Annotated in this window: 13 protein-coding genes; 2 read left to right on the forward strand and 11 right to left on the reverse strand. The window is 38.4% G+C overall.

The features are described 5' to 3' along the window. Positions 1-19: 19 nt before the first annotated feature. From fusA to rpsL, 3 genes are all read right to left on the reverse strand, one after another. Positions 20-2104, reverse strand: a complete 2085-nt coding sequence (gene fusA / locus AC806_RS10375; RefSeq protein WP_069029274.1) for an elongation factor G — start codon at positions 2102-2104, stop codon at positions 20-22. A 76-nt stretch (positions 2105-2180) separates the two neighbouring features. After that, the gene (rpsG, locus tag AC806_RS10380; RefSeq protein ID WP_014125649.1) at positions 2181-2651 is read right to left on the reverse strand and encodes a 30S ribosomal protein S7; all 471 of its coding nucleotides are present in this window, start codon (positions 2649-2651) and stop codon (positions 2181-2183) included. Between the two features lie 41 nt (positions 2652-2692). Next, positions 2693-3106, reverse strand: a complete 414-nt coding sequence (gene rpsL / locus AC806_RS10385; RefSeq protein WP_014125650.1) for a 30S ribosomal protein S12 — start codon at positions 3104-3106, stop codon at positions 2693-2695. 302 nt (positions 3107-3408) lie between these two features. Between rpsL and rpiA the strand changes: the two genes are divergently transcribed. Beyond that, complete coding sequence (gene rpiA / locus AC806_RS10390; protein ID WP_061840769.1) at positions 3409-4083, forward strand: ribose-5-phosphate isomerase RpiA; 675 nt, start codon at positions 3409-3411, stop codon at positions 4081-4083. 134 nt (positions 4084-4217) lie between these two features. Continuing rightward, positions 4218-4886: a 2,3-diphosphoglycerate-dependent phosphoglycerate mutase gene (gene gpmA / locus AC806_RS10395; RefSeq protein WP_061840768.1), complete on the forward strand. Its 669-nt coding sequence runs from the start codon at positions 4218-4220 to the stop codon at positions 4884-4886. 53 nt (positions 4887-4939) lie between these two features. On the opposite strand, the gene AC806_RS10400 is transcribed toward gpmA, so the two are convergent. The 8 genes from AC806_RS10400 to AC806_RS10435 form a co-directional block, all read right to left on the reverse strand. After that, a complete protein-coding gene (locus AC806_RS10400) occupies positions 4940-6133 on the reverse strand; it encodes an iron-containing alcohol dehydrogenase (RefSeq protein WP_061840767.1) in 1194 nt (397 codons plus the stop codon). 125 nt (positions 6134-6258) lie between these two features. Further along, on the reverse strand, positions 6259-6624 hold the full coding sequence (locus tag AC806_RS10405) for a hypothetical protein (RefSeq protein WP_061840766.1): 366 nt from the start codon (positions 6622-6624) through the stop codon (positions 6259-6261). Between the two features lie 181 nt (positions 6625-6805). Further along, positions 6806-7510, reverse strand: a complete 705-nt coding sequence (gene deoD / locus AC806_RS10410) for a purine-nucleoside phosphorylase (RefSeq protein WP_061840765.1) — start codon at positions 7508-7510, stop codon at positions 6806-6808. A 15-nt stretch (positions 7511-7525) separates the two neighbouring features. After that, the gene (locus tag AC806_RS10415; protein WP_061840764.1) at positions 7526-8344 is read right to left on the reverse strand and encodes a purine-nucleoside phosphorylase; all 819 of its coding nucleotides are present in this window, start codon (positions 8342-8344) and stop codon (positions 7526-7528) included. 84 nt (positions 8345-8428) lie between these two features. Next, a complete protein-coding gene (locus AC806_RS10420) occupies positions 8429-9385 on the reverse strand; it encodes an ABC transporter permease (protein WP_069029275.1) in 957 nt (318 codons plus the stop codon). Next, on the reverse strand, positions 9385-10518 hold the full coding sequence (locus tag AC806_RS10425; protein ID WP_061840763.1) for an ABC transporter permease: 1134 nt from the start codon (positions 10516-10518) through the stop codon (positions 9385-9387). Before AC806_RS10425 ends, AC806_RS10420 begins: the two co-directional genes overlap by 1 nt. Then, on the reverse strand, positions 10511-12049 hold the full coding sequence (locus AC806_RS10430) for an ABC transporter ATP-binding protein (protein WP_180321925.1): 1539 nt from the start codon (positions 12047-12049) through the stop codon (positions 10511-10513). Before AC806_RS10430 ends, AC806_RS10425 begins: the two co-directional genes overlap by 8 nt. A gap of 218 nt (positions 12050-12267) precedes the next feature. Further along, a complete protein-coding gene (locus AC806_RS10435) occupies positions 12268-13338 on the reverse strand; it encodes a BMP family lipoprotein (RefSeq protein WP_061840762.1) in 1071 nt (356 codons plus the stop codon). Positions 13339-13355: the final 17 nt, after the last annotated feature.

Consider the following 13355-nt stretch of genomic DNA (forward strand, 5'->3'; position numbering starts at 1 on the left):
ATTTCAATATTTATTAAGTTTATTCAGCATTTCCGCCGTTTTTCTTAATAATTTCAGCTTGAATAGATTTTGGTACAGCTTCATAGTGATCAAATGTCATCATGAAAGTACCGCGACCTTGAGTTGCTGAACGTAGCGTTGTTGCATAGCCAAACATTTCAGCTAATGGTACAAACGCACTTACAGTTTGTGCATTACCGTGAGCATCCATTCCTTCAACACGACCGCGACGAGCTGTAACATGTCCCATAATATCACCTAGATATTCTTCAGGAATACTAATTGTTACTTTCATCATCGGTTCAAGAATCACTGGATCTGCCTTTTTCGCAGCTTCACGTAGAGACATTGAAGCCGCAATACGGAAGGCTGTTTCATTAGAGTCGACATCATGGTAAGAACCATCAAACAATTCTGCCTTTACGTCAACTAATGGATAACCAGCTAACACACCATTTTCCATGGCGTCTTCCAATCCTTTTTGTACTGCAGGGATATAGTCACGAGGGACAACCCCACCAACAATGGAGTTCTTAAATTCGAATCCAGCTCCTTCTTCATTTGGAGTAAATTCAACCCATACGTGTCCGTATTGTCCTCTACCACCAGATTGGCGAATAAATTTCCCTTCAGCTTTAGTTGATGAACGGAAAGTTTCACGATAAGAAACTTGTGGTGCACCAATATTGGCATCCACTTTAAATTCAGTCTTCATACGATCAATAAGAACGTCTAATTGAAGTTCACCCATACCAGCAATTACAGTTTCACCGGTTTCAGCGTTAGTTTCCACTTTAAAGGATGGGTCTTCTTCTGCAAGTTTTTGTAGTGCTACACCCATTTTGTCTTGGTCAGCTTTTGACTTAGGTTCAACAGCAACTTGAATCACTGGGTCAGGGAAGTTGATAGTTTCCAAAATCACTGGATTTTTCTCATCACAAAGGGTGTCCCCTGTTGTAGTATTCTTCAAGCCCACAGCAGCTGCAATGTCACCTGAGTAAACCTTATCGATCTCAGAACGAGAATTGGCATGCATTTGCAAAATACGACCAATTCGTTCACGTGAATCCTTGGTAGCATTCAATACATAAGAACCTGTATCCAACACACCTGAATAAACACGGAAGAAAGTCAAACGGCCAACATAAGGGTCTGACATAACTTTAAAAGCAAGTGATGAAAAAGGTTCACTATCATCAGCAGGATGTTCAGTTTCTTCTTCTGTTTTCGGATCGATCCCTTTAATTGGAGGAACGTCGGTTGGAGAAGGCAAGTAATCAATTACTGCGTCCAACATCATTTGAACACCTTTGTTTTTAAAAGCAGAACCGCATAATACTGGATAAAATCCAACAGATAAGGTTGCTTTACGAATACCTGCTTGTAACTCTTCAGGTGTAATTTCTTCACCTTCCAAGTATTTCATCATGATATCTTCATCAAAATCAGCTATAGATTCTACTAAATTATTATGCCATTCTTGCGCTGTTTCCTTATATTCATCTGGGATTTCAGTTTCTTCGAAAGTAGTCCCTAAATCATCTTTATAAAATTCAGCTTTCATTTTCACAAGATCGATGATACCTTCAAAGTTATCTTCAGCACCAATTGGCAATTGGATAGGTTGTGCATTCGCTTCTAAACGATCATGTAATGATTGGACAGAATATAAGAAATCCGCGCCAACCTTATCCATTTTATTACAGAATACAATACGAGGGACTTGATATTCTGTTGCTTGACGCCAAACTGTTTCAGTTTGCGGTTCAACACCTGATTGTGAGTCTAGGACAGTAACTGAACCGTCTAGCACACGCAATGAACGTTGCACTTCAATTGTAAAGTCCACGTGTCCAGGAGTATCAATGATATTCACACGATGATCTCTCCAGTGTGCTGTAGTAGCAGCAGAGGTAATCGTGATCCCACGATCTTGCTCTTGACTCATCCAGTCCATTTGAGAAGCACCTTCGTGCGTTTCTCCAATTTTATGGATACGTCCTGTATAGTACAAGACACGTTCAGTTGTTGTCGTCTTACCAGCATCGACGTGTGCTACGATACCGATATTACGAGTTTTTTCTAATGGAAATTCTCTTGCCATTTCTAGCTTGTTCTCCTCTCAACTTTTAACTTTTGCTATGGTTATACCTTTTACCAACAATAAAGAAGCGAGGGACTTACCAGCGATAGTGAGCAAATGCTCGGTTTGATTCTGCCATCTTATGTGTATCTTCACGTCTTTTGACAGATCCGCCAGTATTGTTAGCTGCGTCCATGATTTCTTTAGCTAACCGCTCTTCCATAGAGTGTTCTCCACGCAAACGCGCATAATTTACCATCCAGCGAAGACCTAAAGTCGTACGACGTTCAGGACGTACTTCAACTGGCACTTGGTAGTTAGAACCTCCTACACGACGAGCTTTCACTTCTAAAACAGGCATAATGTTTTTCATTGCTTGTTCGAAAACTTCTAATGGTTCATTACCTGTAGTTTCTTTAATATTATCGAATGCGTTATAAATGATATTTGTGGCAGTACCACGTTTACCATCGATCATTACTCGGTTGATCAAACGTGTCACTAATTTCGAATTATATATAGGGTCTGGTAAAACGTCACGTTTTGCTACAGCACCTTTACGAGACATACGTAATTCCTCCTTTCAAAAATTGGTCAGTATATTTATTATTATTCTTTTGGCTTCTTCGTTCCGTATTTAGAACGTGATTTTCTACGGTCGTTAACGCCCGCAGTATCCAAAGCACCACGTACAATATGATAACGTACCCCTGGCAAGTCTTTTACACGACCACCGCGGATTAATACCACACTGTGTTCTTGCAAGTTATGACCCATACCTGGGATATAAGCTGTTACTTCAATTAAGTTTGACAAACGTACACGAGCATATTTACGCAAAGCAGAGTTAGGTTTTTTAGGAGTCATAGTTCCAACACGCATTGCTACTCCACGTTTTTGCGGAGAATATACAGTCGTCGGTTTCTTTCTTAAACTGTTATATCCTTTATTCAAAGCTGGTGAATCTGTTTGACTAGTTCTCGATTTACGAGGTTTACGTACTAATTGATTAATTGTAGGCATTGTTTATTTTCCCTCCTTTAATTTGCTTTATAGTTCCACACATCCAGGTGGTTCTTTTTTTGCGATAAAAAAGAATGCACAATTTAATCTGCATACTTTATCAGATGTACTTATACAGTCAGCATGTCTCATCCAAAAGACCTGTTTATAAAGCACCTTTGAAAGAATACCACGCATTTCACGGCTTGTCAACATTTTCCATCCTTTTTTATTAGCTATTTTTATAGAACGCTATCATTTTTAAAATTTAGGTGATATAATGGATAGTAAATGAGCTTACAAAAAATGTGGGAGTGATAAACGTGAACGTAAAAGAAACTGTCGGTATTAAAGCAGCTAGTTATGTTAAAGATGGGATGATCGTAGGTCTTGGCACTGGATCTACTGCTTATTATATGATCAAAGAGATTGGTCGGAAAGTAAAAGAAGAAAAACTTAATGTTATTGGCGTTCCCACCTCTACTACTTCAAAAAAACAAGCAGAAGAAATCGGCGTACCCATCAAATCAATCGATGAAGTTGAAAAGGTGGATATAATCATCGATGGCGCTGACGAAATAAGCGCTGATTATCAGGGGTTAAAAGGCGGAGGCGCTGCCTTACTTTTTGAAAAAATCGTCGCTACTTACACAGAACAAGTCATTTGGATCGTTGATGAGTCAAAAATGGTAGATAAATTAGGCAACTTTCCATTACCGGTAGAAGTCATTCCTTATGGTCAGCAGCAACTATTTCATTTGTTCGAAAAAAAGGGCTATGAACCTAGTTTTCGTATGGACAAAGATCAATTAAAGGTAACCGATAGTGGCCATTCAATCATCGATCTTCATTTAAAAAAAATCGATGATCCTGAAAAATTAGCTAAGGAGTTGGACAAAACAGTCGGCGTAGTGGAACATGGTTTATTCTTGAATATGGTAAATACAGTGATTATCGGTAAAGAAGATGGTGCAAAGCTTATTTCTGTTATTCGTTAAATATAGAATGTTCACTGTATATTTATTTTGTTTTCATGTGGCTTTGGGAATCTAATGGAAAAAATAACTAAAAACGTGTATAATGGAATCGGAATGAAAATTTCAGTAATTAAATGATTAAAGGAGATTTTTTTATGCCAAAATTAATTTTTGCACGTCACGGAAAAAGTGAATGGAATAAAGCAGATAAGTTCACTGGTTGGGTCGACGTAGACTTGGCGCCAGAAGGTGTAGAAGAAGCAAAAGATGCCGGTCAAAAACTTAAAGAAGCGGGCATTGAATTTGATATTGCTTATACTTCTGTTTTAACTCGCGCAATTAAAACTTGCCACTATATTTTAGAAGAAACCGACCAATTATGGGTACCAGAAGTAAAATCTTGGCGCTTGAACGAACGTCACTATGGCGCTTTACAAGGTTTAAACAAACAAAATACGCGTGATAAATACGGTGACGAACAAGTCCATATTTGGCGTCGTTCTTATGATACGTTGCCTCCATTAACAGACCCTGAACCTGATCGTCGTTATGCTGATCTAGACCCAAGAACAATTCCTGGTGGCGAAAACTTGAAAGTTACGCTTGAACGTGCTTTGCCATTTTGGGAAGATCAAATCGCTCCTGCATTGCGCGAAGGAAAAACTGTTTTAGTTGCCGCACACGGCAATTCTTTACGTGCTTTAGCAAAACATATCGAAGGAATTTCTGATGAAGACATTATGGATCTTGAAATTCCAACCGGAAAACCAAGTGTTTACGAACTAAATGATGACCTAACAGTCAAAGAAAAATATTATTTATAAAATATGTAAAAAATTCGCAGGGAGAAATGATATTTCCTGCGAATTTTTTTATTTTATACAAATGATGATTCAGACATACACTCTCTATAAATAGATACAACATCGTCTTCATGCAGTGGAACAAAGCCCTGATTTGAAATTGAACTATGAGCTACAGCACGTTGTCCCATTTCTTCAAAATTTTCTTCTGTTTGAATTCCTACTTCAGGAAGTGTCATCGGGATATGACACGAAACAAAGAAATCATACAATTTTTGGATTCCTATCTCAGCTGTTCTTTTCGGCTCTTTCTCTTTCACGTTCCAAACTTCTTCAGCAAATCGTTGCAACTTCGGTAGCGTATCTTCATCTAAAATATGAGCCATCCATCTAGGTGTAAGCATCGCAAGTCCTACGCCATGAGTGATATCATAAAACGCACTTAACTCATGCTCCATTGCGTGACATGACCAAGAACCTTTTTTTCCTTTGCCAACTAATCCATTTAAAGCCAAGGTACTAGCCCACATCAAATTAGCTCTAGCAGTATAGTTATCCGGCTCATCTAAAGCCACAGGTAAATACTTGATAACAGTTTTCATGAGCCCTTCAGCAATCTCATCTTGTACTTCAGTCCCCTCTGTAGCGTTAAAATAATTTTCCATCAAATGACTAAGAATATCTGCTGAACCCGCGGCTGTTTGATAGGCGCCTACACTGAATGTGTTTGTCGGATCAAGAAAAGAAACTTTCGGGAGTAAATTGGTTGTTCCATGAACGCCTAATTTTATTTGAGCATCCATATTTGAAATAACGCAGGTTCCGTTCATTTCACTACCCGTAGCTGCTAATGTAAGAATAGTCACTATAGGTAACGCAGGTCCTTTATAGTTTTTTTGCAAAACAAAATTTTCCCATAAATCACCTGAAACAAAAACACAAGCTGCAACCGCTTTACTACAATCGATTACCGAACCACCGCCGACAGGCAAAACAACATCGATCGCATTTTCCTTACATAGTTGTACCCCCTTTTGCACCGTTTCAATTCGCGGATTAGGGTCAACACCCGCTAATTCAACTACGTTATTATCATTTTGATTGAACAGTTCATATAATTTGTCATATAAACCATTTTTCTTAATACTACCTCCACCATAAACAAGTAACACATTTTTACCAAAATTATTCAAAACTTGAGGCAATTCATCCAAACGATCTTTACCAAAACGTATATCTGTTGTTACATGAAAGTCAAAATTTTCCATGAGAAAACCTCCTTTTCGTCTATTATCGCTAGAATTTTGTTTAAAGTCAAAAAAGCTATTCATAGCTTCTAAAAATAAGATATGAATAGCTTTTGATTATACTTTTTTGAAAAATAAATGGTATCTTATTTAACTAAACTTCCCAATTTTTCTATCATTTCTTTTTGTGCTTTTTGTATACCCACAGCTAAGGTTTTCACAGCTAGCTTGACTTTAGTATCTTTGGTTGTCACCACCACTTTTTTGACTACCGCTCCACTAATTTTAATAGCATCAATGCTACTTATGGGAATAGTGTCAATATTTTTTACTTCCATATTCATATTCAATTGAACAAGTTTTAGTTCATTATCATCTAGCAAAATTGCATACATTTTCGGAATAGGAATTGTTAGCAACTTATGTTCATCAGCATACCCAACAATACTTTGAGCGCTCCCGTGTTCTTCTTTTACTCTATCTAAATCTTCCTGCTTTATTACCCATCTCATCCATCATTCCTCCTTTTTATTTATAATAGAGTAAAATAATAAAAAAATAAATTTAACTGCTCAAATATAAACTGATATATAGACCTTCACTGACTAATAAAAATAACACACGGAAAGATAAGTTACCTTTTACATTATTGAAAATATAAAAGGTAACTTATCTCAAATGACACTTATTTTTCTAACTCAAAGCTGTATCTAGTCCAACTTGGATCATCTCGTCAAAAGTCGTTTGTCTTTCAAGTGCTGTCGTTTCCTCACCTGTAATCATGTGATCACTAACGGTACAAATGGCAAGCGTCTGAACCCCAAATTTTGCGCCCAGATAATATAATGCCGCTGCTTCCATTTCTACACCTTTAATCCCTAATTCAGCTAGTTGAAAGGTTTCAGTCATATCATCTTTATAAAATGTATCTTCAGATAAAATATTTCCTACATGAGTAGTAAAGCCTTGTTCTTCAGCAATTTCATAGGCCGATTTCAACAAACGAAAATCAGCGATGGGGGCATAATGAAAATCACGAAAATGTTTTTGGATCATCGCAGAGCTTGTCACGGCCCCTTGAGCTAAAATAAGTTCTCTAACATGGACTTCTTCTGAAAGCGCGCCACAGGTTCCCACGCGAATAATCTTATTAACACCGTAAGATTCAATCAATTCCTGAGCATAAATCGAAGCAGAAGGCATCCCCATACCGGTTCCTTGCACTGAAACTCGCTCACCCTTATAAACCCCCGTATAACCTAACATCCCACGGACTTGGTTATAACAAACTGGATCTTCTAAAAACGTTTCAGCAATATACTTTGCTCGCAACGGGTCACCAGGAAGTAGTATTTTATCTGCGATCTCTCCGGGTTTTGCTTCAATATGAACGCTCATATGATTCCTCCTTATCTATAAAGCTTTTAATGTTTCTTTCACTAATGTTTTAAAATCAATTTTTACTCGTTCAGTCGTTGCTACAACTTCTTTGTGATCTAAACTTTTTTGCATACCAGCTGCTAAATTTGTCACACAAGAAATACCTAATACATTTAAACCACTGTGACATGCAACGATGACCTCTGGCACTGTTGACATTCCCACAGCATCTGCTCCGGCAGTTCGTGCAAAACGAACTTCAGCCGGCGTTTCGTAGGTAGGGCCAGAAAATCCCATGTAGATTCCTTCTTTTAAATGAATATTTTGCCTTTCTGCCACTTCTTTGGCTTTTGTGCGATAACTTAAACGATAGGCCTCACTCATATCAGGAAAACGTGGTCCTAATTCATCAATATTTGCGCCAAATAATGGATTGCTTCCCATAAAGTTAATATGATCAGTAATCAGCATTAAATCTCCCGGTGTAAAGTCTAGATTTACGCCACCCGCTGCATTTGTCACAATTAAAGAATGGGCTTTTAAAGCGGCCATTACTCTTACCGGATAAGTTACTGTCTGCATCGAATAACCTTCATAATAATGAAAACGCCCTTGCATAGCTAATACCCTTTTTCCAGCTAATGTACCATACACCAATTGACCCGCATGGCCTGTAACAGTAGAAACAGGAAAATGTGGAATTTGGTCATAAGTAATCGTTTGTGCATCTTCAATTTCTTCAGCTAATTCACCTAAGCCTGAACCTAAAATCAAACCAAATTCAACGTTACCTATGCCTTTACTTTTAATAAATTCCGTAGTTTCCTTAAGTTTTTCTTGTAACGAATCCATTTAAACACTCCTACTTTAAATTTTTTAATAAAAAGAAGCGGCGCTCATAAAAGTTCCCTAAGACCGCCCCTTTAACTAAACTTTTTATTTAGATTTCACATAATTTTTTCCACTTGCTTGCGGACCCGAAGATCGTCCCAAAAACAGAACCAGGACAATGATTGTCAATAAATATGGAGCGATTTGCAAAAGCACAGGCGGGATAGAAGAAATTACTGGAAGCTGAGCTCCTATGATACTCAAGCTTTGCGCAAAACCAAAGAAAATTGCGGCGCCCATAGCACCTAATGGATTCCATTTACCAAAAATCATCGCAGCTAAAGAAATATAGCCTTGCCCAACAATAGTTCCTGCAGAAAAGTTCCCTGAAATGGATTGTGCAAAGATAGCACCACCCATACCACCTAATAGCCCCGAAAGTAGAACTCCGGAATAACGGAATAAATAAACATTTACGCCCAAAGTATCTGCTGCTTGCGGATGTTCACCCACTGAACGTAAGCGTAAGCCAAAGCGTGTCTTAGAAACTATATACCACGCAATAATAGCAATAATAATCGCTAAATATGCTGGCAAAAAGGTGTTTTTAAAGAAAATATCACCAATAACAGGAATATCTTCTAAGCCAGGAAAGGAAAAGTAGCCTAAATTACTATCGATGTTATCTGTTTGTCCTTTGCCATACCAAACTTTGATTAAAAAGACGCCTAAAGCTGGTGCCATTAAGTTAACCACTGTACCACTAATAATATGGTCAGCACGAAAACTGACGGTTGCTACAGCATGTAGTAGTGAAAACAATAATCCTACTATGCCGCCAACAATAATCCCTAACCAAGGCGTCCAACCACCGAATCTCCCAGCATTCTCCAAATTAAAGACAATCCCACTGAAGGCGCCCATAACCATGATACCTTCTAACCCCACATTGACAACACCGCTTCTTTCAGAAAACGTGCCACCTAGTGCTGTAAGGATCAAAGGGGTCGAATAGACCAGTGCAGATGTTAAAATTAAAGATATCAATCCAATCGTCGACATTATAGGCCGCCTCCTTTTCCATCCTGATCACCTGTTGAAGATTCAATATTGTGTACCACTTCTTCTTGCCTTTTATCCGGCATGATTTTAGCAAGCAACACTCTCATAATATAACTAATAGCAACAAAGAAGATGATTAAGGCAATGACAACATTGACAATTTCAAATGGCACCCCTGCACCCGTTTGCATACCTAAACCACCAATTTGCAAAATACTAAATAATAGTGCCGAAAGTAAAATACCAATAGATGTACCTGCACCTAGAAGAGAAACAGCTAATCCATCAAAACCAATTGAAAGTGACTCTGTCTGTACAAAAAAGTTTTGATAAGTTCCTAACCCTTCTACGACACCACCTAAACCAGCAAAAGTCCCTGAAAGTACCATGGATAAAATAATCGTTCTTTTACTACTCATTCCAGCATATTCTGAGGCGTTTGGGTTTAATCCGACAGCCCGTATTTCATAGCCAAGCGTTGTTTTTTTCATGATAAACCAGACGACAACTAAGCCCAATAAAGCTAGGAATAACCCTGCATTAACCCGTGAACCACCAAAAAAGGTCGAAAGACTTTCCATATTCAAACTAGCATTTTCAGTAATTCTGTTTGAAGAATCTAGACTAGAACGAAAACTTTCTGGCATCCAATCTTGTAAAATAAAGGTACTTAAATATAAAACAATATAATTCATCATAATTGTTACAATGACTTCGCTTGTACCAAAATAGGCACGTAAAACGCCTGGAACTGCAGCTGCTAGCGCGCCAGCTAAAGCCCCTGCAATGATACACAATGGAAGTAAAATAACTTTAGGCAAATCAGGAAAGACTAACGCTAAAGAAACACTTGCCACCCAACCGCACAAAGCCTGACCGGAAAGCCCAATATTGAAAAAGCCGGCAGAATTAGCAATTGAAAATCCCAATGCGGTAAAAATCAGTGGTGTAGCTTGTCGTAATGTTTCCCCGATACTTCTTAAATTCCCTAAAGAAGCATTCATCATCGATTGGTAGCCAATAACCGGGTTAAACCCAAAGGCGGCCATGAGAATTGCGCCAATGATTAAACCTAAAATAACCGAAAGGACAGGAACTAAAATATTACGAATTTTTACATTACGATCATTCATCGGCAGCTACCTCCTGTTGAGCAAGTTCTTGTCTAGCTTTTTCTAAAGAAGAACCGGCCATGAGCAATCCAAGTTCTTGTTCAGAAGTTTCCTCTGGTTTTACGATACCCACGATTTTTCCATCATAAATCACAGCGATTCGATCCGATACATTTAATATTTCATCAAGTTCAAAACTTACTAGAAGAACAGCTTTATCATTATCTCTTTGGTTAATCAAACGTTTATGAATAAATTCAATCGCGCCTACATCTAAACCACGAGTTGGATTAGCTACTACTAAAAGATCCGGATCACGGCTCACTTCACGTGCAACTACAGCTTTCTGTTGATTCCCCCCAGATAAGGAGCGGGCTGGCACCACTTCATTGACTGTTCGTACGTCATATTCTTCAATCAATGTTCTTGCATGTTCATGAATACTGCCATAATCTAATACACCGTTTTTACTAAAAGGATTTAAATAATAATTTTGTAAAACAAGATTTTCGGCTATCGACATATCTAAAATCAAACCATATCTATGACGATCCTCTGGTACATGCCCTACGCCGCTTTCAGTGATTTTTCTTGGCCTGAGGTTAGTGATATCAGTACCTTTTAATTGAACAGCGCCACTTTCTACTTTACGTAACCCTGTTAGCGCTTGTACCAATTCAGACTGTCCATTCCCATCAATACCTGCAATACCTACGATTTCTCCTGCATGAACATCTAAATTAAGACCTTTTACCGCTTCAACACCGCGATTTTCCTTAACAATTAAATCTTTAATCGATAATACTTTTTGTTTCGGATCCGCTTTTTTCTTATCGGTCTTAAACAGTACAGAACGTCCTACCATCATATCTGCTAAATCTTGGGAAGAAACATCTTTAACCGTCACGGTGCCAATCCCTTTACCACGACGAATAACAGTACACTCATCTGCCACTGACTTGATCTCGTCTAATTTATGCGTGATTAAAATAATCGACTTACCTTCTTTTACTAACCCACGCATAATCTCGATCAATTCATCGATTTCTTGCGGAGTCAATACTGCAGTTGGTTCATCGAAAATTAATACATCCGCCCCACGGTATAGTGTTTTTAATATTTCTACCCTTTGTTGCATTCCTACCGAAATATCTCGCACATAAGCATCTGGATCCACTCGCAATCCATATCGTTTTGAAACTTCCATAATTTCTTGCCGGGCTTTTTTTCGGTCAATTTTTCCTAAATGACTAGGTTCGTTTCCCAAGATAATATTTTCAGTCACCGTAAATGCATCTACTAGCATAAAATGCTGGTGGACCATGCCGATCCCTAACTGATTGGCTGTATTCGGACCTGTAATCGTTACCTCTTTACCATCAATAAGGATTTTCCCGGAAGTTGGCTCCAATAATCCAGATAACATATTCATCAGCGTTGATTTGCCCGCGCCGTTTTCTCCTAGTAAAGCGTGAATCTCGCCTTTTTTCAAACGCAAATTTACCCGATCATTTGCCTTAAAGAGTCCGAACTCTTTTGTAATGTCGCGCATTTCCACTACAACTTGTTCCTCTGACACATTTTTCACATCCTTTGGAAGTAATTCTGAAACAAACAATCGCGCATCGTAAACTTTTTATCATAGAGATTTTTTCTCTCAATAAAAAGGAGCAAGAACACATTAACGTTATCGCTCTTTATTTTTATTGAAAGAAAAAATCAATGCGTTGATCGCCGACATTTTGCCGACGATCAACGAGCCCTATTATTTTATGGCTTTTCAGGAACTTCAACATCACCATTTGTAACATCATCTCTAGCTTCTTCAACAGCTTCTGTTGCTTCATCTGATAAATAACCATCACTTAAGCCAACACCATCTTCATCTAGACCATATTCTAAATGTTCGCCACCCGGAAAGTCATCGTCTGCAGATCTTTGTGCCAAGTCTTGAACAACAGTTCCTACGCCTTTTAATGTAGAAGTTAGGGTGAAATTATCTTCTTCTCCATCATTGTCATAATTTCCTTCATCTTCTTGGTCACGGTCAACACCGATAACCCAAACTTTATCGTCACCAGACTCGTTTCTTGATTTCGCTTCTTGGAATACGCCATTTCCTGTAGCACCCGAAGCATGATAAATAATATCTGCATCTTGCGAGTACATACCTTGAGCAATCGAGCGTCCTTTATCAGGCGCAGAGAAATCACCGGCATATTGGTTCAATACTTCAATATCTTTATCTAATTTTTCAGCACCATCTTCTACACCTTTTGTAAAGCCAGCATCAAAACGATCAATAACTTCCCCTTCAACACCACCTACAAATCCAACTTTATCTGTTTCTGTGGTATATGCAGCTGCAATCCCTGCTAAATAAGCAGCTTCTTGGTCTTTAAAAGTTGCTGAAGCTACATTTTCGCCTTCTACAACATCATCTACAATCACAAAATTAGTGTCAGGGTTATTTTGTGATTGTTCTTCAATAGCTGGTTGCAACTTATATCCAATTCCAAAAATAGTTTGAAAGCCAGCATTTAGCGCTTGATCAATATTAGGGATATAGTCTGATTCATTTCCTGATTGGAAATATTGGTAGCCGTCGTTTCCACGTTCTACATTATTTTCTTCTCCCCAATCTTGTAATCCTTCCCAAGCAGATTGGTTAAACGAGCGGTCATCAACACCACCTGTATCAGTAATTAAAGCTGCCGGAGCATTTGATCCCTCTCCATTACCGCCGCCATCGCCGGAACCTCCACCATTACCACACGCACCTAATAGTAAAGCACTAGCCATCGCTATAGTCCCGATCCCAAATAATTTCGCTTTTTTCATTTTATTATAAATCCTCC

The sequence above is a fragment of the Tetragenococcus halophilus genome (assembly GCF_001712815.1).
In the GTDB taxonomy this organism is placed as follows: Bacteria; Bacillota; Bacilli; order Lactobacillales; family Enterococcaceae; genus Tetragenococcus; species Tetragenococcus halophilus.